Source organism: Streptomyces sp. NPDC053665, from assembly GCF_055585285.1.
Genome location: NZ_JBVJKK010000008.1, coordinates 189,994 through 214,509, shown reverse-complemented (window position 1 = coordinate 214,509; position 24,516 = coordinate 189,994). Strand labels below are relative to the sequence as shown.

General features: G+C 73.2%; 23 protein-coding genes. 15 read left to right on the top strand and 8 right to left on the bottom strand.

Features of this window, described 5'->3' with window-relative positions; translation table 11 throughout:
* Positions 1–116 precede the first annotated feature (116 nt).
* The 5 genes from pheS to ACZ6ZN_RS29010 all read left to right on the top strand — a co-directional run bounded on the left by pheS (position 117) and on the right by ACZ6ZN_RS29010 (position 7,180).
* Entirely contained in the window at positions 117–1,238 is a 1,122-nt protein-coding gene (pheS, locus tag ACZ6ZN_RS29030; RefSeq protein WP_398110617.1) for a phenylalanine--tRNA ligase subunit alpha, read from the top strand.
* Positions 1,238–3,751: a phenylalanine--tRNA ligase subunit beta gene (pheT, locus tag ACZ6ZN_RS29025; RefSeq protein WP_398110618.1), complete on the top strand. Its 2,514-nt coding sequence runs from the start codon at positions 1,238–1,240 to the stop codon at positions 3,749–3,751. The genes pheS and pheT overlap by 1 nt, the downstream gene beginning before the upstream one ends.
* Positions 3,752–3,893: 142 nt before the next feature.
* Positions 3,894–4,916 (top strand): PP2C family protein-serine/threonine phosphatase, encoded by a 1,023-nt coding sequence (locus ACZ6ZN_RS29020; RefSeq protein ID WP_469650770.1) that lies wholly within the window; start codon positions 3,894–3,896, stop codon positions 4,914–4,916.
* A gap of 255 nt (positions 4,917–5,171) precedes the next feature.
* Positions 5,172–6,512 carry a transcriptional regulator gene (locus ACZ6ZN_RS29015; RefSeq protein ID WP_398110620.1) on the top strand — a complete coding sequence of 447 codons (1,341 nt, stop codon included), beginning with the start codon at positions 5,172–5,174 and terminating at the stop codon, positions 6,510–6,512.
* Between the two features lie 107 nt (positions 6,513–6,619).
* A complete protein-coding gene (locus ACZ6ZN_RS29010) occupies positions 6,620–7,180 on the top strand; it encodes an NUDIX hydrolase (RefSeq protein WP_398110621.1) in 561 nt (186 codons plus the stop codon).
* Here the strand turns inward: ACZ6ZN_RS29010 and ACZ6ZN_RS29005 are convergent.
* Both ACZ6ZN_RS29005 and ACZ6ZN_RS29000 read right to left on the bottom strand, forming a co-directional pair.
* The gene (locus tag ACZ6ZN_RS29005; RefSeq protein ID WP_369197382.1) at positions 7,177–7,434 is read right to left on the bottom strand and encodes a hypothetical protein; all 258 of its coding nucleotides are present in this window, start codon (positions 7,432–7,434) and stop codon (positions 7,177–7,179) included. The genes ACZ6ZN_RS29010 and ACZ6ZN_RS29005 overlap by 4 nt on opposite strands.
* 236 nt (positions 7,435–7,670) lie before the next feature.
* Positions 7,671–8,546 carry a 3-hydroxybutyryl-CoA dehydrogenase gene (locus tag ACZ6ZN_RS29000; RefSeq protein ID WP_398110623.1) on the bottom strand — a complete coding sequence of 292 codons (876 nt, stop codon included), beginning with the start codon at positions 8,544–8,546 and terminating at the stop codon, positions 7,671–7,673.
* A gap of 179 nt (positions 8,547–8,725) precedes the next feature.
* Between ACZ6ZN_RS29000 and ACZ6ZN_RS28995 the strand changes: the two genes are divergently transcribed.
* The gene (locus ACZ6ZN_RS28995) at positions 8,726–9,955 is read left to right on the top strand and encodes a glycoside hydrolase family 10-like protein (protein ID WP_451879148.1); all 1,230 of its coding nucleotides are present in this window, start codon (positions 8,726–8,728) and stop codon (positions 9,953–9,955) included.
* A 9-nt stretch (positions 9,956–9,964) separates the two neighbouring features.
* On the opposite strand, the gene ACZ6ZN_RS28990 is transcribed toward ACZ6ZN_RS28995, so the two are convergent.
* Complete coding sequence (locus ACZ6ZN_RS28990; protein WP_369197385.1) at positions 9,965–10,165, bottom strand: DUF1918 domain-containing protein; 201 nt, start codon at positions 10,163–10,165, stop codon at positions 9,965–9,967.
* A gap of 89 nt (positions 10,166–10,254) precedes the next feature.
* Complete coding sequence (locus ACZ6ZN_RS28985) at positions 10,255–11,277, bottom strand: DMT family transporter (RefSeq protein ID WP_469650765.1); 1,023 nt, start codon at positions 11,275–11,277, stop codon at positions 10,255–10,257.
* On the opposite strand from ACZ6ZN_RS28985, the gene ACZ6ZN_RS28980 reads away from it, so the two are divergent.
* From ACZ6ZN_RS28980 to ACZ6ZN_RS28970, 3 genes are all read left to right on the top strand, one after another.
* Positions 11,276–12,712 (top strand): aminotransferase-like domain-containing protein, encoded by a 1,437-nt coding sequence (locus ACZ6ZN_RS28980; protein WP_451879145.1) that lies wholly within the window; start codon positions 11,276–11,278, stop codon positions 12,710–12,712. The genes ACZ6ZN_RS28985 and ACZ6ZN_RS28980 overlap by 2 nt on opposite strands.
* 40 nt (positions 12,713–12,752) lie before the next feature.
* Positions 12,753–13,193, top strand: coding sequence for a GNAT family N-acetyltransferase (locus ACZ6ZN_RS28975; RefSeq protein ID WP_469650761.1), 441 nt, complete (start codon positions 12,753–12,755; stop codon positions 13,191–13,193).
* Between the two features lie 120 nt (positions 13,194–13,313).
* Entirely contained in the window at positions 13,314–13,907 is a 594-nt protein-coding gene (locus tag ACZ6ZN_RS28970) for a histidine phosphatase family protein (RefSeq protein WP_469650759.1), read from the top strand.
* On the opposite strand, the gene ACZ6ZN_RS28965 is transcribed toward ACZ6ZN_RS28970, so the two are convergent.
* Entirely contained in the window at positions 13,889–14,329 is a 441-nt protein-coding gene (locus tag ACZ6ZN_RS28965; protein ID WP_469650756.1) for a DUF6314 family protein, read from the bottom strand. The genes ACZ6ZN_RS28970 and ACZ6ZN_RS28965 overlap by 19 nt on opposite strands.
* A gap of 136 nt (positions 14,330–14,465) precedes the next feature.
* Between ACZ6ZN_RS28965 and ACZ6ZN_RS28960 the strand changes: the two genes are divergently transcribed.
* Positions 14,466–16,949, top strand: coding sequence for an alpha-L-arabinofuranosidase C-terminal domain-containing protein (locus tag ACZ6ZN_RS28960; protein WP_469650753.1), 2,484 nt, complete (start codon positions 14,466–14,468; stop codon positions 16,947–16,949).
* An 11-nt stretch (positions 16,950–16,960) separates the two neighbouring features.
* Here the strand turns inward: ACZ6ZN_RS28960 and ACZ6ZN_RS28955 are convergent, their stop codons facing one another.
* Positions 16,961–17,452 carry a hypothetical protein gene (locus tag ACZ6ZN_RS28955; RefSeq protein ID WP_469650751.1) on the bottom strand — a complete coding sequence of 164 codons (492 nt, stop codon included), beginning with the start codon at positions 17,450–17,452 and terminating at the stop codon, positions 16,961–16,963.
* Between the two features lie 129 nt (positions 17,453–17,581).
* On the opposite strand from ACZ6ZN_RS28955, the gene argC reads away from it, so the two are divergent.
* The 5 genes from argC to ACZ6ZN_RS28930 are packed head-to-tail and all read left to right on the top strand — an operon-like array spanning position 17,582 to position 22,442.
* The gene (gene argC, locus ACZ6ZN_RS28950) at positions 17,582–18,610 is read left to right on the top strand and encodes an N-acetyl-gamma-glutamyl-phosphate reductase (RefSeq protein WP_398110632.1); all 1,029 of its coding nucleotides are present in this window, start codon (positions 17,582–17,584) and stop codon (positions 18,608–18,610) included.
* The gene (gene argJ, locus ACZ6ZN_RS28945) at positions 18,607–19,782 is read left to right on the top strand and encodes a bifunctional glutamate N-acetyltransferase/amino-acid acetyltransferase ArgJ (RefSeq protein WP_469650748.1); all 1,176 of its coding nucleotides are present in this window, start codon (positions 18,607–18,609) and stop codon (positions 19,780–19,782) included. Before argC ends, argJ begins: the two co-directional genes overlap by 4 nt.
* Positions 19,779–20,693: an acetylglutamate kinase gene (argB, locus tag ACZ6ZN_RS28940; RefSeq protein ID WP_469650747.1), complete on the top strand. Its 915-nt coding sequence runs from the start codon at positions 19,779–19,781 to the stop codon at positions 20,691–20,693. The genes argJ and argB overlap by 4 nt, the downstream gene beginning before the upstream one ends.
* Positions 20,690–21,889, top strand: a complete 1,200-nt coding sequence (locus tag ACZ6ZN_RS28935; RefSeq protein ID WP_451879137.1) for an acetylornithine transaminase — start codon at positions 20,690–20,692, stop codon at positions 21,887–21,889. The genes argB and ACZ6ZN_RS28935 overlap by 4 nt, the downstream gene beginning before the upstream one ends.
* Before the next feature lie 7 nt (positions 21,890–21,896).
* Positions 21,897–22,442, top strand: coding sequence for an arginine repressor (locus ACZ6ZN_RS28930; RefSeq protein ID WP_469650745.1), 546 nt, complete (start codon positions 21,897–21,899; stop codon positions 22,440–22,442).
* Positions 22,443–22,618: 176 nt separating this feature from the next.
* Here ACZ6ZN_RS28930 and ACZ6ZN_RS28925 read toward each other — a convergent pair whose 3' ends face one another.
* Entirely contained in the window at positions 22,619–23,422 is an 804-nt protein-coding gene (locus tag ACZ6ZN_RS28925; protein WP_469650743.1) for an FAD:protein FMN transferase, read from the bottom strand.
* Positions 23,415–24,491: an FMN-binding protein gene (locus ACZ6ZN_RS28920; RefSeq protein ID WP_469650740.1), complete on the bottom strand. Its 1,077-nt coding sequence runs from the start codon at positions 24,489–24,491 to the stop codon at positions 23,415–23,417. Before ACZ6ZN_RS28920 ends, ACZ6ZN_RS28925 begins: the two co-directional genes overlap by 8 nt.
* Between the last annotated feature and the right edge of the window lie 25 nt (positions 24,492–24,516).

Here is a 24,516-nt window from a genome sequence, read left to right as displayed (position 1 = left end):
CACCTCCGCCCCGTTAGACTCGGCCATTGGCACCTTTGTGTCCCGAAAGCCGTGACGAGCCGTCCACGAGTCGGTGACGGGGACCTTCAGCCAGCCAATCGGAAGCACGGGAAGAGATGTCGGCACCGAATAAGTCGTACGACCCGGTAGAGGTCGAGGCGTTGAAACCGGAAGAGATCGAGCGCATGCGGGACGAGGCGCTCGCCGCCTTCGCTGCCGCGGACTCCCTCGACGCGCTCCAGGAGGCCAAGGTCGCCCACACCGGCGGCACCTCCCCGCTGGCGCTCGCCAACCGCGAGATCGGCGCCCTGCCGCCGCACGCCAAGGCCGCCGCCGGAAAGCTGGTGGGCCAGGCCCGAGGCGCCGTCAACAAGGGCCTCGCCGCCCGCCAGGCCGAGCTGGAGGCGGAGCGGGACGCGCGCGTGCTGGTCGAGGAGGCGGTGGACGTCACCCTGCCCTACGACCGTGTCGCCGCCGGTGCCCGCCACCCGCTGACCACGCTGTCGGAGCGCATCGAGGACGTCTTCGTGGCCATGGGCTACGAGGTCGCCGAAGGGCCCGAGGCCGAGGCGGAGTGGTTCAACTTCGACGCCCTCAACATCGGCCCCGACCACCCGGCCCGCGGCGAGCAGGACACCTTCTTCGTGCAGGACGCGGACGGCGGCCCCGACTCCGGCGTCGTCCTGCGCACCCACACCTCGCCCGTGCAGATCCGCTCGCTGCTCGACCGTGAGCTGCCGGTCTACGTGATCTGCCCCGGCGTGGTGTACCGCACCGACGAGCTGGACGCCACGCACACCCCGGTCTTCCGCCAGGTCGAGCTGCTCGCCGTCGACGAGGGCCTGACGATGGCCGACCTCAAGGGCACGCTGGACCACATGGTCAAGGCCCTGTTCGGCGAGGGCATGAAGACGCGGCTGCGGCCCAACTTCTTCCCCTTCACCGAGCCGTCCGCCGAGATGGACATGGTCTGCTACGTCTGCCGCGGCGCGTCCGTCGGCAACCCGGACCGCCCGTGCCGCACCTGCTCCTCCGAGGGCTGGATCGAGCTCGGCGGCTGCGGCATGGTCAACCCGCGCGTGCTGCGCGCCTGCGGCGTCGACCCGGAGAAGTACAGCGGCTTCGCCTTCGGGTTCGGCATCGAACGGATGCTGATGTTCCGCCACAACGTCGAAGACATGCGAGACATGGTCGAGGGTGACGTCCGGTTCACCCGGCCGTTCGGGATGGAGATCTGATGCGGGTCCCGCTTTCCTGGCTGCGGGAGTACGTCGACCTGCCGGCCACCGAGACCGGCCGTGACGTCCAGGCCAAGCTCATCTCGGCCGGTCTGGAGGTCGAGACGGTCGAGCAGCTCGGCCACGACCTCAAGGGCCCGCTCGTGGTCGGCCAGGTGCTGACCATCGAGGAGCTGGAGGGCTTCAAGAAGCCGATCCGCTTCTGCACCGTCGACGTCGGCCGGGCCAACGGCACGGGCGAGCCGCAGGAGATCGTCTGCGGCGCCCGCAACTTCGCCGTCGGCGACAAGGTCGTCGTGGTCCTGCCCGGCGCCACCCTGCCGGGCGGCTTCGCCATCTCCGCGCGCAAGACCTACGGCCGCAACTCGCACGGCATGATCTGCTCCAGCGACGAGCTGGGCATGGGCGACGACGGCACCAAGGGCATCATCGTGCTGCCGCCGGAGACCGAGGTCGGCCGGGACGCCGTCGAGCTGCTGGAACTGGTCGACGAGGTCCTCGACATCGCCGTCACCGCCAACCGGGGCGACTGCCTGTCCATCCGCGGCGTGGCCCGCGAGACCGCCATCGCCTACGGCCTGCCGCTGCGCGACCCGGCCCTGATCGACGTGCCCGGGCCGAACGCCTACGGCTACCCGGTGCGCATCTCCGAGCCCACGGGCTGCGACCGGTTCACCGCCCGCACGGTGACCGGCCTGAGCCCCGAGGCGCGCTCGCCGATCTGGCTCCGGCGCAGGCTGCAGAAGGTCGGCATGCGCCCGATCTCGCTCGCCGTCGACGTCACGAACTACGTGATGATGGAGCTCGGGCAGCCGCTGCACGCCTACGACCGCTCCCTCGTCCAGGGCACCATCGGGGTGCGCCGGGCCGAGCAGGGCGAGAAGCTCACCACCCTCGACGGCGTCGAGCGCACGCTGGACGCCGAGGACCTGGTGATCACCGACGACCGCGGCCCGATCGGGCTGGCCGGCGTCATGGGCGGCGCGAACACGGAGATTGCCGACCACGACAACGTGGAGAACGCCACCGCCGACGTGGTCATCGAGGCCGCGCACTTCGACGCGGTGTCGATCGCGCGCACCGCCCGGCGCCACAAGCTCTCGTCCGAGGCGTCCCGGCGCTTCGAGCGCGGCGTCGACCCGCAGGCCGCCGCTGCCGCCGCGCAGCGCACCGTCGACCTGCTGGTCCTGCTCGCCGGCGGCACCGCCGAGGCCGGCGTCACCGAGGTCCTCGCCCCGGGCGCCCCGCACACCATCACCCTCCCCGCCGACCACCCGGACAAGGTCGCCGGCGTCGTCTACGGCCGCGAGACGGTCGTCCGGCGGCTCCAGGAGATCGGCTGCGACGTGTACGGGCAGGACGAGCTCATCGTCACCGCGCCGTCCTGGCGGCCCGACCTCACCGACCCGAACGACCTGGCCGAAGAGGTCATCCGGCTGGAGGGCTACGAGAACCTGCCCTCCACGCTGCCCAAGCCGCCGGCCGGCCTCGGCCTGACGGCCCGGCAGCGGTTGCACCGCCGGGTGGGCCGGGCCCTGGCCGGTGCCGGTTACGTCGAGGCGCTCAACTACCCCTTCATCAGCGAGCAGGTCTTCGACCAGCTCGGCCTGGAGGCGGACGACCCGGCCCGTCGCGTCGTGAAGCTCAGCAACCCGCTGAACGACGAGGAGCCCGCGCTGCGCACCTCGCTGCTGCCGGGCCTGCTCGCCGCGCTGCGCCGCAACGACGGCCGCGGCTCGCACGACCTCGCGCTGTTCGAGACCGGCCTGGTCTTCCTGCCGGGCGAGGAGCAGCGCACCGCCGCCGTCCTGCCCGTCGACCGGCGTCCCTCCGACGCGGAGCTTGCCGAGCTGAACGCGGCGCTGCCCGAGCAGCCGCGGCACGCGGCCGTCGTCCTGACCGGTGCGCGCGAGCAGGCCGGCTGGTGGGGCAAGGGCCGTCCGGCCGACTGGGCCGACGCGGTGGAGGCCGCCCGCACGGTCGCCCGTGAGGCAGGCGCCGACCTGGTCGTCCGCCAGGGGCAGTACGGGCCCTGGCACCCGGGCCGGTGCGCCGAGCTGGTGGTCGTCGTGGACGGCGCCGAGCGGGTCGTCGGCCACGCGGGCGAGCTGCACCCCCGCGTCGTGAAGGCGCTGGGTCTGCCCGCGCGCAGCTGCGCGATGGAGATCGACCTGGACGCGGTGCAGGCGGCCGGCGACACCGCGCTGGAGGCGCCCCGGATCTCCACGTTCCCCGTGGCCACGCAGGATGTCGCCCTGGTCGTCGACACGGCCGTGCCGGCCGCCGACGTCGAGGCGGCCCTGCGCGACGGTGCGGGTGAACTCCTGGAGTCCGTCCGGCTGTTCGACGTGTACGAGAACGCGGAGCAGCTCGGCGAGGGCCGCAAGTCGCTCGCCTACGCCCTGCGGTTCCGGGCGGCCGACCGGACGCTGACCGTGGACGAGGCGTCCGCGGCTCGGGACGCGGCCGTCGCGCTCGCCGGTGAGCGGGTGGGGGCCGAACTGCGGAGCTAGCGCCGGGGCGGGTCACCTCACTCTTTTGAGTGGTAAAGGTGGGTGGCCCTGCCTTTTCGGGCGAACCGTCCCACAGAATCGGACCGGCCTTCTCGGGCCGGTCCGATTCCGTGTGTCAGGGGCCTGATGGGGGGCCGTCGGCATGATCCGCGTCAGGGGCCGGGTGCGTTGCCTCGCGCTGCCGGTGGTGTGGGGCGCGGCAGCCGTCACGTACAAGCTCGCCTGTCCGCTCGCGCAAGCGGCCGGGCTGCCGGCCCGCATGCTCACCAGCGCCGTCTTCTTCGCGGTGGGCACCGGGCTGATCCTCCACGCCCGGCGGTCGCTGACGCGTGAGCTGCGGCAGTTGCGCCGGGTCGCGGGTGCCGCGCAGAGCGCGCTGTTGCGGCCGCCGCCGTCCCAGGTCGACGGGCTGGACGTCGCCGCAGTCCAGGTGTCGGCCGAGCGCGGGGCGGCGATCGGGGGCGACCTGTACGAGGTCGCCGCCACCGAGTACGGGGTCCGGGTCGTGATGGGCGACGTCCGCGGGCACGGGATCGGCGCGCTCGGCACCGTCTGCGCCGTGCTCGGCTGCTTCCGTGAGGCCGCGCACGACGAGAAGGACCTCGGCGGCGTGCTGCGCCGGCTGGAGCGCGCCCTGGAGCGGCATTTGCGCCAGGAGCATCCCACCGGCGACCTCGAGGAGTTCGTGACCCTGCTGCTCGTGGAGATCCGGACCGACGGCGAGATCCGCGCCCTGAACTGCGGCCATCCGTGGCCCTACCGGCTGCGCGGCCCCGAGGTGGAGCAGCTCGCCGCCGGTGACCCGTACCCGCCCCTGGGGCTGTTCCCGCTGCCGGACACCGGCCTGCCCGCCGTCGGCCTGGGGCACCTGCGCTCCGGCGACGGCCTGTTCCTCTTCACGGACGGCGCCCAGGACGCGCGGGACGCCCGCGGCCGGTTCTTCCCGCTCCAGGCCGTGCTGGAGAGTGCGGCGCGGGACGAGCCGCGTACCCCCCGGCCGGTCCTCGCCCGGGTCGCCACCGCCCTGCACCACCACACCCGCGGCGAACCGGCCGACGACATCGCCCTGCTCCTGCTCACCAACGGCCGCAGCACGCCCCTCGGGCACCGCGGCACCGGCTGCCCCGCGGCCGCGGCCGGCGACGCGCCGGTGGCACCGCGGTGAGGACGGCGTCGCCGGCGAGGCCGCCCGCCCCGCCACGGAGTGTCGGGCAGGCGGCGGGGCGGACGGCTCAAGCGGGCCGCCGCACTGTACGAGGGGGAGCCGGCGGCCCGGCCGGCCTCTTTCGAGGCAACTCAGTCAACCGGACCGCGACGCAGAGCGACAGCGTGCACACAGCCCGGATTCGAGTACTCCGTTCACACCCCGTGTGAATCCGGAGCCACTAACCTGACCGCACCGAGCCACCCGGGGGGCCACATGCAGCCCAACACTCTGCTCGACGCGATCCTGGACGAGGCGGGCGTCTCCCACGCGGGACTGGCCGCCCACGTCAACCAGGCGGGCCGGGCACGGGGTCTGACCCTGCGTTACGAACACACCGCGGTCGCGCGCTGGCTGAAGGGGCAGCGGCCCCGGGGCCAGGTGCCCGACCTCATCTGCGAGGTGCTCGCCGCCCGGCTCCAGCGGCCGGTCACCCTCGACGACATCGGGCTCGGCGTGCCCGGAGAGCCGTCCGCCCCGCACACCGGCTCGCTGTCCGGCTTCGTGGAGCGGGCCACCGCGCTGTGGCGCTCCGACGAGCAGCAGCGGCCCCACATACTGGGCGCGCCCGCCCTCACCGGCACGCCCGCCGTGATGCCGGTGTGGGAATGGGAGAACCCGCCCGAGGACGTGGACGTCTCACGTGGCGGCCGGCACCGGGTCACCCCGGACGACCTGGAGATGCTGCGGGCCGCGCGCACGCACTACGAGCAGATGTACCGCAAGGCCGGCGGCATCGCCACGCGCGCCCGGATCGTCGGGTTCCTGAACTCCGAGGCCGCCCCGCTGCTGCGCGGCAGCTACACCGACGAGACGGGCCGTCAACTGCATCGCGCCACCGGCGGGTTGGTGGCGGTCGCCGGCATCTGCGCCTACGACTCCGACGCGCACGGGCTGGCTCAGCGCTACTTCCACCAGGCACTGCGCCTGGCGAAGGCCAGCGGCGACCGTGGACTCGGGGCGTACGTCATCGCCCTGCTGGTCAACCAGTCGCTGTTCATGCGGGAGTACCGCCAGGCCGTCGCCTTCGCGGAGGCCGCGCTGCGCACCGCCGGCAGGCACATCACCCCGGCGCTCGCCTCCGACCTGTACGCGATGCAGGCCAAGGCCTACGCGCACCTGGGCGACGGCACGAGCGCCCTGTCCCGCATCCGGCGGGCCGAGCAGGCCGCCGAGCGCATCCGACGCGGCTACGAGCCCGACGAGACCGGCTATGTCCAGCCGGGGCTCGTCAACGTCCAGGTGGCGGAGGCCCTGCTCAGCCTCGGGGAGATCGCGGCCGCCGGGGAGCACGCCGCGGCCGCCGTGGACAACCCGGCGCACGACCGCGGCCGGGTGCACCGGCTGGCCATGCTGAGCACCATCGAGCTGCGCCAGGGCAACGCCGACAAGGCGGTGGCGATCGCCGTGCAGATGGCCGAGCAGGCCCGGGGCATGGAGTCCCAGCGGCTGCGCGACCGGCTGCGCGCGGTGCGGGAGCACCTGGTCCGCAACGGGTGCGCCGGCACCTCGGAGGCGGCCGAACTCATCGACGGGGCGCTGCGCGTACCGTTGTAGACCCGGGCGGCGGCCGCCCGGACCGCTCCGAGCCGCTTCCCGTGCGCCTGCTGCCCGACCGTCCCTGCTGCGATATTGCCACTTACTCGACGGAAGGTGGCAGAACCGTGCAGTGGACGAAACACAACGAACAAGCTGTGTACTCAAACCGTTGGTTCAGCGTCAATCTCGCGGATGTCGAACTACCGGACGGCCGGCACCTGGACCACTTCCTCATACGGCTGCGGCCCGTCGCGGTGGCCACGGTCGTCAACGAGGCCAACGAGGTGCTGCTGCTGTGGCGGCACCGCTTCATCACCGACAGCTGGGGGTGGGAACTCGCGGCGGGAGTGGTCGAGGACGGTGAGGACGTCGCCCGGGCGGCGGCCCGCGAACTGGAGGAGGAGACCGGCTGGCGGCCGGGACCCCTGCGCCACCTCATGAGCGTGGAGCCGTCCAACGGGCTCACCGACGCCCGGCACCACGTGTACTGGGCCGACGAGGGCGACTACGTCGGGCACCCCGTGGACGACTTCGAGTCAGACCGCCGGGAGTGGGTGCCCCTCAAGCTCGTCCCCGACATGGTCGCCCGCGGCGAGGTCCCGGCCGCCAACATGGCGGCCGCGTTACTCCTGCTGCACCATCTCAGGCTCGGACACGACACGCTGCCCCGACCCGGCGCCGCCTAGCGCCCGAGCGCCTGCCAGATCGTCACGACGAGGGCACCCACGGCGGTGAGGGCGGCGACGGCCGGCAGCGGCCAGCGCGCGTGTTCGAGCGAGTGGATCCGGGTGTTCAGGTCGTCGAGTTCCTTGGCGGTCTCCTCGGTGCGATGGCTGAGCAGGGCCAGCCCGCCCTCGACGCGTGCGTAGGCCACGTCGAGGCGGCGCCGTAACTCTGCGAGTTCTCCTTGAACGACGGGATGCTCGGGATCGACGGTCACGATTCCGCTCCTTTCCGTAGTCGCTTCACATCCCTTGCATGCGCATGAGGAGTCAACTCGCCTGGTGGGCGCCTGGGGAGAGTGTGCGGAGGGCATATGCGAGCCCGGCGCGCACACGGTGTGTGAATGCCGCGGGCCCGGCACCAAGGGAGGTGCCGGGCCCGTCGCATGGCCGAAATCTGACCGTCCGTAACCGGCCTCGCGGGGAGGGCCGGGGCGGAGTGCGCTGCGGAGGGTCAGGAGTAGGTGTAGAAGCCGGAGCCCGACTTGCGGCCCAGCCGGCCCGCGTCGACCATGCGCTGGAGCAGCGGGGGAGCGGCGTACAGCGGCTCCTTGTACTCCTCGTACATCGACTGCGCGACCGAGGCGACCGTGTCCAGGCCGATGAGGTCGGAGAGCTTGAGCGGGCCCATGGGGTGGGCGCAGCCCATCTCCATGCCGTTGTCGATGTCCTCGCGGCTGGCGATGCCGGTCTCGAACATCCGGATCGCGGAGAGCAGGTACGGGATGAGCAGCGCGTTGACCACGAAGCCGGAACGGTCCTGGGCACGGATCGCGTGCTTGCCGAGCAGCTTCTCGGTGAACAGCTGGGCGCGGCTGATCGTCCCCTCGGAGGTGGTGAGGGCGGGGATCAGCTCGACGAGCTTCTGCACCGGGGCCGGGTTGAAGAAGTGGACGCCGATGACCTGGTCGGGCCGCGAGGTCGCCACCGCCAGCTTCACCAGCGGGATGGAGGAGGTGTTGGAGGCCAGGATGGCGTCCGGCCGGGTCACGACCTGGTCCAGGACCTGGAAGATCTCGGTCTTGACCTGCTCGTTCTCCACGACGGCCTCGATCACCAGGTCACGGTCGGCGAATTCGCCGAGGTCCGTGGTGAAGCTCAGGCGGGCCAGCGTGGCCTCCTGCTCCTCCTCGGTGATCTTGCCGCGCTCGGCTGCCTTGGCCAGGGAGGTGAACAGCCGGGTGCGGCCGATCTCCAGGGCTTCGCCGGTGGTCTCGGCGACCATGACGTCCAGGCCGGCGCGGGCGCACACTTCGGCGATCCCCGCGCCCATCTGACCGCAGCCCACGACTCCGACGCGTGCAATGTCTCCCGCTGGGATGTCCGTCACATCGTCCCTTTCGCTGCTGATCCACGACCGGCAGGCCGGCCGGGTCCCGGCGCCTGCTCCGTTCGTGCACGTTACCGCCAAGTATCGATGATCGATCGCGGGGGGCGGCTCAGGTTCGGGCATGCTGGGCCCGGAGCGATCCGCGACGGTGCGGATCCGCGGCTTTTTGGGGCATGCGGATGGGACGAGTCTCACGCAGGGCGTTCGCCGTGGCGGCGCTGTCGGCTTTCACGATGATGCCCCCCGCGGCGGCCGCGTCCGGCCGCAGGGGCGGGGCGCCGGCCACCGAGATGCGGGGGGTGTGGCTCGCCACCGTGGCCAACCGGGACTGGCCCTCCAAGCCCGGGCTCAGTGCCGCGCAGCAGCGCTCGGAGCTGCTCACCCACCTCGACACGGCCGTCCGCAACCGGCTCAACACGGTGTTCTTCCAGGTGCGCCCGACCGCAGACGCCCTGTGGCCCTCGCCGTACGAGCCCTGGTCGCAGTACCTCACCGGCACGCAGGGCAGGGACCCGGGCTGGGACCCGCTGGGCACGGCCGTCGAGGAGGCCCACGCCCGCGGCCTGAAGCTGCACGCCTGGTTCAACCCGTACCGGGTCGCCGCCCACGCGGACCCCGGCCGGCTCGTCGCCTCCCACCCGGCCCGGAAGAACCCCGACTGGGTGGTCCCCTACGGCGGGAAACTCTTCTACAACCCGGGGATGCCCGAGGTCCGCGCGTTCGTCGAGGACGCGATGCTCGACGCGGTGGCCCGCTACCCCGTGGACGGCGTCCACTTCGACGACTACTTCTACCCGTACCCGGTGGCCGGGCAGAGCTTCGACGACGACGACGCCTACGACGAGCACGGCGGCGGCTTCCCCGACCGGGCCGCGTGGCGGCGGGACAACATCGACCGGCTGGTGCGCGAGACGGCGGACCGGGTGAAGGAGCTCCGCCCCGGGACCGCCTTCGGCATCAGCCCGTTCGGCGTGTGGCGCAACTCCTCGACCGACCCGGCCGGTTCGGACACCCGGGCCGGTGTGGAGACGTACGACGACCTCTACGCGGACACCCGCACCTGGGTGCGCGAGGGCTGGATCGACTACATCGTGCCGCAGCTGTACTGGAACATCGGCTTCGCCGCCGCCGACTACGCGAAGCTGGTGCCCTGGTGGGCGGAGGTCGCGCGCGGCAGCTCGACGCAGCTGTACCTGGGGGAGGCGCTCTACAAGGCGGGTGACCCGGCGCAGCCCGCGGCCTGGCAGCAGCCGGCCGAGCTGTCCCGGCACCTGACGCTCGCCGCGGAGCACGCGCCGGTGCGCGGGCACGTCTACTTCGCCGCCCGGGACGTGGCGGCCGACCGGATCGGGGCGATGGCGAGGGTGGTGGCCGACCACTACGGGCTGCCGGCCGACCCACCGCGCTGAGCCGCCGGGTCAGGGACCGGTGGTGGTCTCCCGGTGCCGGATCTCGGTGTCGGGCCCGGGCGAGCACACTCCCTCGTGCCCGTCCTCGAACCGGACGCGGTACGGGGGACCGCCCTCGTCGCCGAGGACCTCGACGATCTCGCCGACCTTGTCGTGCTGACCGACCACCCTGCCGTGCTGGACCAGCCGGTCGCCCACGGTTGCGTGCATCGGGACCTCCTCACGAGGGGTGCAGCGCCGGTCCACGGCCTCGGGTCCGCGGCGCGGGCCCCCACGGGCCGGGGGCCGGACGCCGTCCCTCAGCCGCGGGCCCGCTGTGTGACGGCGATGCACACCAGCACCGCCGCGGCCGTCAGCGGGGCGGCCACCGTCAGGTGCTCGCCCAGCAGCAGCACCGACCACACCAGTGTGAGCAGGGGCTGCGCCAGCTGCAACTGGCTGGCCTTCGGGATGCCGACGGCCGCCATCCCGCGGTACCAGACGACCAGTCCGAGGAACTGCGAGCCGGCCGCGACCCAGAGCAGCCCGGCCACACTGTGAGCCGTGAGCCGCACCGGCTCGTGCGCCAGGGCGAGGGCCGCGGCGGGCACCGTCAGCGGCAGGCACAGCACCAGCGCCCAGCCGATCACGTGCCAGCCCGGCATGACCCGGGCCAGCCGGCCGCCCTCGGTGTAGCCCGCCGCGCACACCAGCAGTGCCGCGAAGAGGTACAGGTCGGCGGTGGTCAGGGCGCCGCCGCTCTGCTGCGCGGTGAAGGCCAGGACCGCCGCCGCGCCCGCCAGGGCCGCGCACCAGAAGGTCCGCGAGGGCCGGGTGCCGACGCGGAGGGCGGAGAAGACGGCGGTGGTGAGGGGGAGCAGCCCGACCACGACGGCGGCGTGCGCGGTGGTCGACGTCCCGAGCGCCAGTGTGGTCAGCAGAGGGAAACCGAGGACGACCCCGGCGGCGACGACGGCGAGCCCCGGCCAGTGGCGACGGGCGGGCAGCGGCACCCGCAGTGCCAGCAGGGCACCGCCCGCGATCACCGCGGCGAGGACGCTGCGCACGGCCACCAGCGACCAGGGGCCGAACCCCTCCAGACCCCAGGCGGTGGCGGGGAAGGTGAGGGAGAAGGCGATGACCCCCAGGGCGGCCTGGAGGGTCCCGTACCCGGCACGGTCCGTCCCGGGGCCGCGGGCGGGCCGCCCGTTTCCGGCGCGGGTTGCGCGCCGCGCCCCGGCCGTGCCCCGCCCGCCGGTCGTGGACCGGTGCTCCGCCGTACCGGGCGCCGGGGCGCCGACCGCTATCCCGGTGTCCGCAGTAGCGCTACTCTCTGCTCTCATGCAAGAGCGTAGCAGTGTGGGTGAACTGGCGGAACGGCTTCGGCGGGAGCTGGACCGCTACTCGCCTGGTGGAAAGCTGCCGTCGAGCCGGGCGCTCGTCGAGCGGTTCCGGGTGAGCCCGGTGACCGTCTCGCGGGCGCTGGCGCAACTGGCCGCCGAAGGACTGGTGGTCACCCGCCCCGGCGCCGGCGCGTTCCGCGCGCAGGCCCGGACGGGGCCGGCTCCGGCGGGGGACACCTCCTGGCAGGAGGTCGCCCTCAGCGCGGAGGGCGCCGCCGACCTGGTGCCCCGCTCGGTGGACGCCTCCGGGGTGCTGGTGTCCCTGGCCGCGCCACCACCCGGGGTGATCGAGTTCAACGGCGGCTATCTGCACCCCTCGCTCCAGCCCGAGCGGGCGATGGCCGCGGCCCTGTCGCGGGCCGGACGCCGCCCCGGGGCGTGGGGGCGGCCGCCCATGGAGGGCCTGCCCGAGCTGCGGGAGTGGTTCGCACGCAGCATCGGCGGCTCCGTCACGGCCGCCGAGGTGCTGATCACCTCCGGCGGGCAGTCCGCTCTCACCACCGCCCTGCGCGCCCTCGCCCCGCCGGGCGCCCCGGTCCTGGTCGAGTCGCCGACCTACCCCGGCATGCTCGCCATCGCCCGCGCCGCGGGACTGCGCCCGGTGCCCGTCCCGGTGGACGCCGACGGGGTCCGCCCGGCGCTGCTCGCCGACGCCTTCCGGGCCACCGGCGCCCCGGCCTTCGTGTGCCAGCCCCTCTTCCAGAACCCGACCGGCGCCGTCCTCGCGCCCGGACGGCGCGCCGAGGTGCTGCGCATCGCCCGCGAGGCCGGGGCGTTCGTCGTCGAGGACGACTTCGTGCGGCGCCTGGTGCACGAGGACTCCGGGCCGCTGCCGCGCCCGCTGGCGGCCGACGACCCCGACGGCGTGGTCGTCCACGTCTCCTCCCTCACCAAGGCGACCTCCCCGAGTTTCCGGGTGAGCGCCCTGGCCGCGCGGGGCCCGGTGCTGGAGCGGCTGCGGGCCATCCAGGTCGTCGACACCTTCTTCGTGCCGCGGCCGTTGCAGGAGGCCGCGCTGGAGCTCGTCGGCTCACCCGCCTGGCCGCGCCATCTGCGGGCCGTCTCGGCGGAGTTGAGGGCCCGGCGGGACGCGATGACCTCCGCGCTCGCCCTGCACCTGCCCGAACTGACCCTGGCCCACGTGCCGTCCGGCGGCTACCACCTGTGGCCGCGCCTGCCCGACGGTGTGGACGAGCCGGCCCTGGTGGCGGCCGCCCTGCGCACCGGCGTCGCGGTCGCTCCGGGCCGCCCGTACTTCAGCGCCGAGCCCCCGGCCGCCCATCTGCGGCTCGGCTTCGCCGCCGTCGCCGGCACCGGGGAGATCGCGGAGGGCGTACGGCGGCTGCGGGCGGCCCGCGACGAGGTGCTCGGATAACCCCTCGACGGGCCCTCGGGCGGCCTGCGAGCATCGCGCCATGAACGCCACCCCGCCCCTGCCCGAGGGCTACGAGATCTCCACCGACCCCGCCCGCCTCGACCGCGAACGGGTGCACCGGTGGCTGTCCACCGACGCGTACTGGGCCCTGGGCCGCCCGCGCGAGACGCAGGACCGCGCGATCGACGGGTCGCTGAACTTCGGCGTCCACGACACGGTGTCGGGGGAGCAGGTCGCCTATGCCCGGGTCGTGACCGACCGGGCGACCTTCGCCTGGCTCTGCGACGTGTACGTCGACCCGGCGGTGCGCGGCAAGGGCATCGGCGGCGCGCTCGTGGGCGCCGTGCGGGAGCGGACGCGGGAGTTCGGGGTGCGGCGCGTGGTCCTCGCCACGCACGACGCCCACGAGGTGTACGCCCGGCACGGCTTCGCGCCGCTGGAACGGCCCGAGCACTGGATGGCCCTCGTCTTCAGCCGGTGACGGGGCCGGCCCGGCGAAAGCCCGCGGCGAACGCCTCCGGGCCGTGAACGCCGGCATACCGTCGGTAACTGGCGAACAACACCTCTTGACCTGCGTACTTGCGGCGCTCACCATCGCCGCATGTCACTTCGGGTCACGTTCGTCGCCGCCGCGCGCAGCTCCGTGCCGCCGGCCGAGCGCTTCGAGGACGACCGGCCGCTGGACCAGGCCGGCTGGGGCGAGGTCGAGCGGGTGGCCCCGGAGCTGCTGCCGCTCGCCGCGGCCGACCTGCGCTACTGCTCACCCGCCCCGCGCAGCCGGGCGACGGGGGAGGGGCTCGGTTACGCGCCGCTCGTCCAGCTGGGCCTGCGCGACTGCGACATGGGCCGCTGGCGCGGACTGACCCTGGGCGAGGCCATGGCCTGTGAGCCGGAGGCGGTGGACGCGTGGCTCACCGATCCGCGGACCGCGCCGCACGGCGGTGAGTCGCTGGTGGACTTCATCTCCCGGGTCGGCGGCTGGCTCGACACCCGGCCCGTCGAGGACGGCTGCCGGGTGGTGGCGGTCGCCGAGCCGTCCGTGATCCGGGCCGCCCTGGTGTACGTCCTGAAGGCGCCGCCCCGGACCTACTGGAACATCGACGTCCGGCCACTGTCGACGACGGCCGTGACGGGCCGGGCCGGTCGCTGGAACCTGCGGTTCGACGGGGCGTCCGCTCAGCACTCGCGCGCGTAGTCCGTGCGCAGCACGAGGTCCTTGGCGGGGCCGCGCACCCGCCACACGGTCCGCCAGTGGTCGGCGTCGCGGACGGTGAACTCGCCCCGGTAGAGGTCGGCCGAGCACGGATGGTCGGCGACATGCCGTCCCGGCCTCAGGTCGAGGTCGTGGAACGGCCGCCCGTCCGCGAACCGCACGTCGGCCGTGCCGTCCGGCCCCGGCAGGAACCGCAGGGTCCGCTCGGCCGGCCGGGTGACGCCGTGCCAGGTGAAGGCGCCGGTCTCGCGGTGCAGCAGCCCGCCCCCCTCCAGCGCGCCGAACACGGTGGCCCCGGCGAACTCCCCTTCCGCGCCGCCGGCGAGGTCGCGCACGGTCCGCGACACCCGCCACCGCCCGGCCAGATACGCCAGTGTGTCCGGCACCGGCCAGAACTCGCCCATCCCCGACCGCTCTCCGTCCCGTCCGTGGCCGCGCGACCCATTGACGCGCCGTCGCCCCCTCCCTATCTTGCCGTTCGAAGTCCTGACCGATGTCTGAGATTTCGAACACCCCCTACCAGAGAGCCGCGGAGCCTCCATGCCACGCACCGCACGCACGCGAGGGAGAGCGGGCCTCACGGCCGCCGCCCTGCTCACGGCAGCAGCCCTCGTACCGGCCCCCGCCCACGCCGAGGACGTCACCGACTACACGATCACCGTCGACCCCTCCGCCCGGGGCGCGGCCATCGACGACACGATGTACGGCGTCTTCTTCGAGGACATCAACCGCGCCGCCGACGGCGGCCTCTACGCGGAGCTGGTGCAGAACCGGTCCTTCGAGTACTCCACCGCCGACAACGGCGCGTACACGCCCCTGACGTCCTGGACGGTCACCGGCACGGCCGAGGCCGTCGACGACCCGGGCCGGCTCAACGAGCGCAACCGCACCTACCTGTCCCTGGGCGCCGGTTCGACCGTCGCGAACGCGGGCTACAACACCGGCATCCGGATCGCGAAGGGGGAGCGGTACGACTTCTCCGTGTGGGCCCGCGCCGCCCACGGCAGCACGCTCACCGTCTCCCTGAAGGACGCCGCGGGCAGCCTGGCGGACGCCCGCCGGGTCGCCGTCGAGGGCGGCTGGGCGAAGTACCGGGCCACCTTCACCGCGAGCCGCACCAGCAACCGCGGCCGCCTCGCCGTCGCCGCCTCGGACGCCGCCGCGCTCGACATGGTGTCGCTGTTCCCCCGCGAGACGTACCGGAACCAGCCCGGCGGCCTGCGCAAGGACCTCGCCGAGAAGATCGCCGCCCTCCGGCCGGGCTTCGTGCGCTTCCCCGGCGGCTGCCTGGTCAACACCGGCTCCATGGAGGACTACAGCGAGTCCTCCCACTGGCAGCGCAAGCGCAGCTACCAGTGGAAGGACACCGTCGGACCGGTCGAGGAACGCGCCACCAACGCCAACTTCTGGGGCTACAACCAGAGCTACGGGCTCGGCTACTACGAGTACTTCCGCTTCGCCGAGGACATCGGCGCCATGCCGCTGCCCGTCGTCCCCGCCCTGGTCACCGGCTGCGGCCAGAACCAGGCCGTCGACGACGACGCACTGCTGAAGCGGCACATCCAGGACACCCTCGACCTCATCGAGTTCGCCAACGGCCCGGCGACCTCGACGTGGGGCCGGGTCCGCGCGCGGATGGGCCACCCCGCGCCCTTCCACCTGACCCACATCGAGGTCGGCAACGAGGAGAACCTGCCCGAGGAGTTCTTCGCCCGCTTCGAGCGGTTCCGGAAGGCCATCGACGCGAAGTACCCGGACATCACCGTCGTCTCCAACTCCGGCCCCGACGACGCCGGAACGGTCTTCGACACCGCCTGGCGCCTCAACCGCGAGGGCAAGGTCGACATGGTCGACGAGCACTACTACAACAGTCCGGCCTGGTTCCTGCAGCACAACGACCGCTACGACTCCTACGACAGGAACGGGCCCAAGGTCTTCCTCGGCGAGTACGCCTCCCAGGGCAACGCCTGGAGGAACGGCCTCGCCGAAGCCGCCTACATGACCGGCCTGGAGCGCAACGCGGACGTCGTCGAGCTCGCCTCCTACGCCCCGCTGCTCGCGAACGAGGACTACGTCCAGTGGCGGCCGGACCTGATCTGGTTCAACAACCGGGCGTCCTGGAACTCGGCGAACTACGAGGTCCAGAAGCTGTTCATGAACAACGTCGGCGATCGGGTGGTCCCCTCCAGGGCCACCGGGACCCCGAACGTCAGCGGTCCCCTCACCGGCGCCGTCGGCCTGTCGACGTGGGCGACCAGCGCCGCCTACGACGACGTGCGCGTCACCTCGGCGGACGGCTCGGCCCTGTTCCGCGACGACTTCTCCGGCGACGCCTCCCGGTGGAGGCACACCGGCACCGGCAGCTGGAGCGTCCGGGACGGTGCCTACGTCCAGACCGACACCGCCGCCGAGAACACCATGGTCACCGCCGGCGACCCGGCCTGGAAGGACTACGACCTCCATGTGAGGGCCACCAAGAAGTCCGGCAAGGAGGGCTTCCTCGTCGCCTTCGGCGTCCGGGACACCGGCACCTACTACTGGTGGAACCTGGGCGGCTGGAACAACACCCGGTCCGCGATCGAGCAGGCCGTGGACGGCGGCAGGAGCACCCTGATGACGAAGGCGGGCTCGATCGAGACCGGCCGGGCCTACGACATCGACATCAAGGTGCGCGGCCGCCAGGTCACGCTGTTCCTGGACGGCGAGGAGTGGGGCAGCTTCACGGACGACAAGCCGGCCGAGCCGTTCCGCCAGGTCGTGACCCGGGACGACCGGACCGGCGACCTCGTCGTCAAGGTCGTCAACGCCCGGTCCGCCGAGGCCCGTACGGCCGTCGACCTCGGTGGCGCCGAGGTCTCCGCCACGGCCCGTGTGACCACCCTGGCCGCCGACCAGGACGCGGTGAACACCGAGACCGACACCCCGGTGACGCCGGTGACCTCCACCTTCCGGGGCGTGGCGAGCACGTTCACGTACACCTTCCCGGCGAACTCGGTGACGTTCCTGCGGATCAGGCAGAGGTAGACGCGCCCGTCTCACACCGGTCCGCTCCGGTGGCACAGGACGCAGCCCTCCCAGTGGGGCAGGGCGCTCGGCACCCGGTGGCGCACGCAGCAGGCGACCGCCGGGGCCGGGAGCGCGTCACCGGGCGGAACGGCCGCCGGCGGCTCGAACGCCTCCACGATCTCCCGGAAGCGGCGCAGATACTCCCGCGCGAACGGCGGCTCGTACCCGAGCTCCGCCCAGCGGTGCCCACGGGCCGCCAGCCCGGTCGCGCGCAGCACGAAGGCCTTGGCGGCCGCCCGCTCCGCCGGCGTCGCGCCCCAGTCCAGCTCGGCCAGGTCGAACCCGACCGCACCCCGGCCCAGCACGCTCTGGTCCTGCCAGGACAGCAGCGCCGCGAAGCGCAGCTCCCACGGCCGCTCCGCGAGCGCCGCGACGGCCAGCGCGAGCACCTCCACGAAGACCTCGGTGCCGCCGTTGGACAGGTGCATGGCGTCGGCGCCGGCCCGGAAGACGTTGCCCATGGCGGGGAGCGTACGCGCGGGGGCGCGCGGGCAGGGATCGTGCGGGACGGCCGCCGTCGGGAGCGCCCGGAATGGATTGCATAAAACTGCGGCGCAACGTATAGTCATGCCTCCTAAGGAGGAGGTTCCATGGCGGTACGTGCGGCGGTGGCCGGGGCGAGTGGATACGCGGGCGGGGAGCTGCTGCGTCTGCTGCTGGCACACCCCGAGGTCGAGATCGGTGCCCTGACCGGCAACTCCAACGCCGGGCAGACCCTCGGTGCGCTCCAGCCGCACCTGCTGCCCTTGGCGGGCCGGGTGCTCCAGGAGACGACCCCGGAGGTGCTCGCCGGTCACGACGTCGTGTTCCTCGCGCTGCCGCACGGGCAGTCCGCGGCCGTCGCCGACCGGCTCGGCCCGGACGTGCTGGTCGTCGACATGGGCGCCGACTTCCGGCTGACCGACGCCGCCGCCTGGGAGAAGTTCTACGGCTCCCCGCACGCCGGCACCTGGCCCTACGGCCTTCCCGAACTGCCGGGTGCCCGCCTCGCGCTGGAGGGGTCCAAGCGCATCGCGGTACCCGGCTGCTACCCGACCGCCGTCTCCCTGGCCCTCTTCCCGGCGTACGCCGCCGGGCTCGCCGGGCCCGAGGCGGTGATCGTCGCCGCCTCCGGCACGTCCGGCGCGGGCAAGGCGCCCAAGCCGCACCTGCTGGGCAGCGAGGTCATGGGCTCGATGTCCCCGTACGGGGTCGGCGGGGTGCACCGGCACACCCCCGAGATCACCCAGAACCTCGGCGCGGCCGCCGGGCAGCCGGTCACCGTGTCCTTCACCCCGACCCTCGCACCGATGCCCCGCGGCATCCTCGCCACGTGCAGCGCCAAGGCCGCCGACGGGGTCACCGGCGAGTCGCTGCGCGCCGTGTACGCCAAGGCCTACGCGGACGAACCGTTCGTGCACCTGCTGCCCGAGGGACAGTGGCCCGCCACGGCGTCCGTATACGGTTCCAACGCCGTTCAGGTGCAGGTCGCCCACGACGAGGCCGCCGGACGGATCATCGCGATCAGCGCCATCGACAACCTCACCAAGGGCACCGCGGGCGGTGCCGTCCAGAGCATGAACATCGCCCTGGGTCTCGACGAGACCACCGGACTGACGACGATCGGAGTCGCGCCGTGAGTGTGACGGCAGCAAAGGGATTCACGGCGGCGGGCATCGCCGCCGGGATCAAGGAGAACGGCAACCCGGACCTGGCCCTCGTGGTCAACAACGGGCCCCGCCGTGCCGCCGCCGGCGTCTTCACCTCCAACCGCGTGAAGGCCGCGCCGGTCCTGTGGTCCGAGCAGGTGCTCAAGAGCGGCCAGGTCTCCGCCGTCGTCCTCAACTCCGGCGGCGCGAACGCCTGCACGGGCCCGAAGGGCTTCCAGGACACCCACGCCACGGCCGAGAAGGCCGCCGAGGTCCTCGGCCGGGGCGCCGTCGAGGTCGCCGTCTGCTCCACCGGCCTCATCGGTGTGCTGCTGCCGATGGACAAGCTGCTCCCGGGCGTCGAGGCGGCCGCCGCCCAGCTCTCCGAGCACGGCGGCGAGAAGGCCGCCATCGCCATCAAGACCACCGACACCGTCCACAAGACGTCGGTCGTCACCTGGGGGTCCCCCCGGACGGAGTCTGGGGGAGGCTGGACCGTCGGCGGCATGGCCAAGGGAGCGGGCATGCTCGCCCCGGGCCTCGCCACCATGCTCGTCGTCCTCACCACCGACGCCGCCGTCGACGACGCCGACCTCGACAAGGCGCTGCGGGCCGCCACCCGCACGACCTTCGACCGGGTCGACTCCGACGGCTGCATGTCCACCAACGACACCGTCCTGCTGCTGGCCTCCGGCTCGGCCGAAGTGACCCCGGCGTACGAGGACTTCGCCGAAGCCGTGCGGCAGGTCTGCGACGACCTGGGGCAGCAGCTCATCCGGGACGCCGAGGGCGCCAGCAAGGACATCAAGGTGGAGGTGATCAACGCCGCCAGCGAGGACGACGCCGTCGAGGTGGGCCGCTCCATCGCCCGCAACAACCTCCTCAAGTGCGCCATCCACGGGGAGGACCCCAACTGGGGCCGCGTGCTCTCCGCGATCGGGACGACGAGCGCCGCCTTCGAGCCCGACCGGCTGAACGTCGCCATCAACGGCGTCTGGGTCTGCAAGGACGGCGGCGTCGGCGAGGACCGCGACAAGGTCGACATGCGCTACCGCGAGGTGCACATCGTCGCCGACCTCGCCGCCGGGTCCGAGACCGCCACCATCTGGACCAACGACCTCACCGCCGACTACGTCCACGAGAACAGCGCGTACTCGTCATGAGCAGTGGAGCGACACGCAGGCACACCGCCCTGCCCAAGGCGCAGATCCTCATCGAGGCCCTGCCCTGGCTGGTCCGGCACAACGGCAGGACGGTCGTCATCAAGTTCGGCGGCAACGCCATGGTCGACGAGGACCTCAAGGCCGCATTCGCCCAGGACGTGGTGTTCCTGCACCACGCCGGCCTCAAGCCCGTCGTCGTGCACGGCGGCGGCCCGCAGATCAGCGCCGCCCTCGACCAGCACGGCATCGTCAGCGAGTTCAAGGCCGGCCTGCGGGTGACCACCGAGGACGCCATGGACGTCGTACGGATGGTGCTGGCCGGGCGGGTCCAGCGCGAACTGGTCGGGCTGCTCAACCAGCACGGGCCCCTCGCCGTCGGCCTGACCGGCGAGGACGCCCACACCATCACCGCCACCAGGCACCAGCCCGAGATCGACGGCGAGTTGGTCGACATCGGGCGCGTGGGCGAGATCACCGCGATCGACACGGGCGCCATCGAGGCCCTGCTCGCCGACGGCCGCATCCCGGTCGTCTCGTCGATCGCCCGCTCCGAGGACGACGGGCATGTCTACAACGTCAATGCTGATACGGCGGCTGCGGCACTCGCTGCTGCACTGGGCGCCGAAACCCTCATGGTCCTCACGGACGTCGAGGGACTCTACGAGGACTGGCCGCACAGCGACGAGGTGATCAGCCGCCTCACCGCCGCCGAACTGGAACGACTGCTGCCGGACCTGTCGTCCGGCATGGTGCCGAAGATGGAGGGCTGCCTGCACGCCGTACGCAACGGCGTGACCACCGCCCGCGTCATCGACGGCCGGGTGCCGCACTCGATCCTGCTGGAGATCTTCACCGACGAGGGCATCGGCACGATGGTCGTGCCCGACGAGCACGAGGGGGAAGCCGTATGACCGCCCATCAGGAGTACGCCGAGCGGTGGCAGGGCGCGCTCATGGACAACTACGGCACCCCGCTGCTGCCGCTGGCCCGCGGCGAGGGCACCCGCGTGTGGGACGCCGACGGCCACGCCTACCTCGACTTCGTCGGCGGCATCGCCACCAACGCCCTCGGCCACGCCCACCCGGCCGTCGTCGAGGCCGTCACCCGGCAGATCGGCTCCCTCGGCCACATCTCCAACTTCTTCATGGCCGAGCCGACCGTCGCCCTCGCCGAACGGCTGCTGCGCCTGTTCGGCCGGGACGGCAAGGTCTTCTTCTGCAACTCCGGAGCCGAGGCCAACGAGGCGGCCTTCAAGATCGGCCGGCTGACCGGGCGGACCCATGTCGTGGCCACCGAGGGCGCCTTCCACGGCCGGACCATGGGCGCCCTGGCCCTGACCGGACAGCAGGGCAAGCGCGAGCCGTTCCTGCCGCTGCCGGGCGACGTCACGCACGTGCCGTTCGGTGACGCGCAGGCCCTGGCCGCCGCCGTGACCGAGGAGACCGCGCTCGTCGTCCTCGAACCGATCCAGGGCGAGCTCGGCGTCGTCGTGCCGCCCGCCGGCTACCTCAAGGCGGCCCGGGCCATCACGGCCGCGACCGGGGCGCTGCTCGTCCTCGACGAGGTGCAGACCGGCATCGGCCGCACCGGGCACTGGTTCGAGTACCAGGCCCACGAGGGCGTCCTGCCCGACGTCGTCACCCTCGCCAAGCAGCTCGGCGGCGGACTGCCGCTCGGCGCGACCGTCGCCTTCGGCCGGGCCGCGGAGCTGCTGCGACCCGGCCAGCACGGGACGACCTTCGGCGGCAACCCCGTGGCCTGCGCGGCCGGGCTCGCCGTCCTCGACACCATCGAGAACGAGGGGTTGCTGGAGAACGTCAAGCGGCAGAGCGAGAGGTTGCGCGACGGGATCGAGGGCTTGGGGCACGAGTTGATCGACTTCGTCCGGGGCTCGGGGCTCCTCCTGGGTATCGTGCTCACCGAGCCGCTCGCGCCCCAGGTGCGCCAGGCGGCTCAGGAGGCCGGATTCCTGGTGAACGCGCCCGCCCCCGACGTCGTCCGGCTGATGCCGCCGCTGAACCTCCGCGACGACGAGGTGGACGCGCTCCTCGGAGCACTGCCCGGCATCCTGCAGACAGCCAGCGGGGACGGACGATCCGGGGAATGAGACGACGATGAGCCAGGCGCAGGACCACGAGCAGCCGGGGGCGAACGGGCCCGCCGTGCCGCAGACCCGCACCGCACGCCACCGCCGGATCGTGGACATCCTCAACCGGCAGCCGGTCCGCTCGCAGAGCCAGCTGGCCAAGCTGCTCGCCGACGACGGGCTGACCGTCACGCAGGCGACCCTCAGCCGCGACCTGGACGAGCTGAACGCGGTGAAGATCCGCAACACCGACGGCGACCTGATCTACGCGGTGCCCAGCGAGGGCGGTTTCCGCACCCCGCGGGCGCCGCTCGGCGGGTCGGCGAAGGAGGAGCGGATGCGGCGGCTCTCGCAGGAGCTGCTGATCTCCGCGGAGGCCTCGGCGAACCTCGTGGTCCTGCGCACTCCTCCGGGGGCCGCGCAGTTCCTGGCCTCGGCGATCGACCAGGCCGAACTGCACGACATCCTGGGGACCATCGCCGGCGACGACACGCTGCTGCTGATCAGCAGGGAGCCGACGGGCGGGCAGGCCCTGGCCGACCATCTGCTGAGGCTGGCGCAGAACGGCAACTGAGGGTTGTCGTGCGGGTGCGAGTCGAGTGCGAGTGCGGGTGCGGGTGGGCTGTGGCCGATCGCGCAGTTCCCCGCGCCCCTGGGGCGGTGGGTCGGCGCAGACGGTCACTGAGGGGCGCCGTGCGGGTGCGGGTGGGCTGTGGCTGGTCGCGCAGTTCCCCGCGCCCCTTCGGGGCGTCACCCCAGCCTCGCCGCCAGCCCCCCGGTGCAGCGCACCTCGTCGCCGGCCGTGATCAGCAGCGCCTCCACGTCCGGCAGGGACTCCAGCCAGGCCAGGCCCGCGCGCGAGCCCATCGCGAAGGCCGCCGTCGCCCAGCAGTCCGCCCAGGTCAGGCGGGGCGCCACCACCGTCACGGCGACCAGGTCCGTCACCGCCGAACGGCCCGTGCGCGGATCGACGATGTGCGCCCCCCGCTCCGCCGTCCCCGAGGTGGCCACGGACAGCTCCTCGGCCCCGGCCGCCGAGACGACCGCCGCCAGACCTCCCGGCCGCAGCGGGTCGGCCACCCCGACCCGCCAGGGCCGCTGAGCCCCCGGCGTGCCGAGGAGCTGCACGTCGCCGCCACCGTTCAGGTTCACCCCGCACACCCCGGGCACCTCGGCCAGCCGCCGCGCCGCCCGCTCCACGGCCCAGCCCTTGACGATGCCAGTCGGGTCGAGACGGCCCTCGTACGTCGTGCTGAACCAGCCGTCGCTCAGCCGCTCCGCCTCGGCGGCCAGGGCGAGCACCTCCGCGACCTCGGGGTCGCAGTCCCCGACCGCCACCTCGTCCCGCCGCAGCCGGGAGACCTGGCTGTCCTCGCGGTACGTGCTGAACACCTCGTCGACCCGGTGCAGCCCGGCGACCGCCTCGTCCAGGGCCGCGCGCACGACGGCCGGTTCCCCGCCGCGGACGTCGAAGGAGAAGACGGTCCCCATCGCCTCCTCGGCATGACGCACCGCGGCGGGAGCCTGAGCGGAGCCGGCCACGGTGTCAGCCACCGGCCTGGTCCAGCGCCGACTGGAGGGACTTCTTGTACCCGGCGCTGGTGTAGGTGGCCCCGGAGACGGAGTCGATGTCCGCGCTGCCGGTGGCGACGGCCGCCTGGTTGAGGCGGGGGACGGAGGAGGAGGTGATCTGGTCGCTGCGGCCGCCCTTGGGCGCCTGCACCGCCTCGGCCTTGGTGATCTTCCCGCCCGTGACGGTGACCCGGACCTGCACCGGCCCGTACTCGGTCTGCGCGGCGCTGCCGGTGAGGACCTGCGTCCGCGCTTGGCCGCCCCCCGCGCCCGCGGCCTGCGAGGACCCGCCGCCTCCGCCCGCGCCGCCCTGCGCCTTCGCCTTGTCGAGGGCGGACTGGAGGGACTTCTTGTATCCGGCGCTGGTGTAGGTGGCCCCGGAGACGGAGTCGATGTCCGCGCTGCCGGTGGCGACGGCCGCCTGGTTGAGGCGGGGGACGGAGGAGGAGGTGATCTGGTCGCTGCGGCCGCCCTTGGGCGCCTGCACCGCCTCGGCCTTGGTGATCTTCCCGCCCGTGACGGTGACCCGGACCTGCACCGGCCCGTACTCCGTCCGCGCGACGTCACCCGTGACCGTCCGCGCCTGCCCGGAGCCCGGCTCCGCGCCGCCCTGCGCCTTGGCCTTGTCGAGGGCGGACTGGAGGGACTTCTTGTACCCGGCGCTGGTGTAGGTGGCCCCGGAGACGGCGTCGATGTCGGCGCTCTGCGCGGCCACGGCCGCGCGGTTCAGGCGCGGCACCGAGTCGGCCGTGATCTGGTCGCTGCGGCCGCCCTTCGGCGCTTGCACGGCCTCCGCCTGCGTGATCTTTCCGTTGCTCATGGTCAGGCGGACCTGCACCGCGCCGTACTGCGTCTGCGCCGCGTCCCCGGTGACCGCGCCGTTCACCCCGCCCTGCGGGGCCTGCCCGGCGGCCGCCGGGGGGACCTGCCCGCCCGCCGCCTGGGCGGAACCCGGGTCGGTGGCCGGCTTCAGCGACAGCAGCAGCACGATCCCGGAGACGGTGGCTGCGCCGGCGAGCACGGCACGCCGGACCGGGTGACTCTTCCTCATGGTTTCCCAAACTCCTGAAGGGCTG

Coding starts and splice junctions, on each gene's coding strand:
- ACZ6ZN_RS28990 (WP_369197385.1), bottom strand. CDS start 10,165: ATGCACGCAACCGTGGGCGACCGGCTGGTCCAGCACGGCAGGGTGGTC.
- pheT (WP_398110618.1), top strand. CDS start 1,238: ATGCGGGTCCCGCTTTCCTGGCTGCGGGAGTACGTCGACCTGCCGGCC.
- ACZ6ZN_RS28965 (WP_469650756.1), bottom strand. CDS start 14,329: ATGGGCGAGTTCTGGCCGGTGCCGGACACACTGGCGTATCTGGCCGGG.
- ACZ6ZN_RS28970 (WP_469650759.1), top strand. CDS start 13,314: ATGTCACTTCGGGTCACGTTCGTCGCCGCCGCGCGCAGCTCCGTGCCG.
- ACZ6ZN_RS28975 (WP_469650761.1), top strand. CDS start 12,753: ATGAACGCCACCCCGCCCCTGCCCGAGGGCTACGAGATCTCCACCGAC.
- ACZ6ZN_RS28995 (WP_451879148.1), top strand. CDS start 8,726: ATGGGACGAGTCTCACGCAGGGCGTTCGCCGTGGCGGCGCTGTCGGCT.
- ACZ6ZN_RS28920 (WP_469650740.1), bottom strand. CDS start 24,491: ATGAGGAAGAGTCACCCGGTCCGGCGTGCCGTGCTCGCCGGCGCAGCC.
- argC (WP_398110632.1), top strand. CDS start 17,582: ATGGCGGTACGTGCGGCGGTGGCCGGGGCGAGTGGATACGCGGGCGGG.
- ACZ6ZN_RS29015 (WP_398110620.1), top strand. CDS start 5,172: ATGCAGCCCAACACTCTGCTCGACGCGATCCTGGACGAGGCGGGCGTC.
- ACZ6ZN_RS29020 (WP_469650770.1), top strand. CDS start 3,894: ATGATCCGCGTCAGGGGCCGGGTGCGTTGCCTCGCGCTGCCGGTGGTG.
- ACZ6ZN_RS28935 (WP_451879137.1), top strand. CDS start 20,690: ATGACCGCCCATCAGGAGTACGCCGAGCGGTGGCAGGGCGCGCTCATG.
- ACZ6ZN_RS28955 (WP_469650751.1), bottom strand. CDS start 17,452: ATGGGCAACGTCTTCCGGGCCGGCGCCGACGCCATGCACCTGTCCAAC.
- pheS (WP_398110617.1), top strand. CDS start 117: ATGTCGGCACCGAATAAGTCGTACGACCCGGTAGAGGTCGAGGCGTTG.
- argB (WP_469650747.1), top strand. CDS start 19,779: ATGAGCAGTGGAGCGACACGCAGGCACACCGCCCTGCCCAAGGCGCAG.
- ACZ6ZN_RS28985 (WP_469650765.1), bottom strand. CDS start 11,277: ATGAGAGCAGAGAGTAGCGCTACTGCGGACACCGGGATAGCGGTCGGC.
- ACZ6ZN_RS28960 (WP_469650753.1), top strand. CDS start 14,466: ATGCCACGCACCGCACGCACGCGAGGGAGAGCGGGCCTCACGGCCGCC.
- ACZ6ZN_RS28930 (WP_469650745.1), top strand. CDS start 21,897: ATGAGCCAGGCGCAGGACCACGAGCAGCCGGGGGCGAACGGGCCCGCC.
- ACZ6ZN_RS28980 (WP_451879145.1), top strand. CDS start 11,276: ATGCAAGAGCGTAGCAGTGTGGGTGAACTGGCGGAACGGCTTCGGCGG.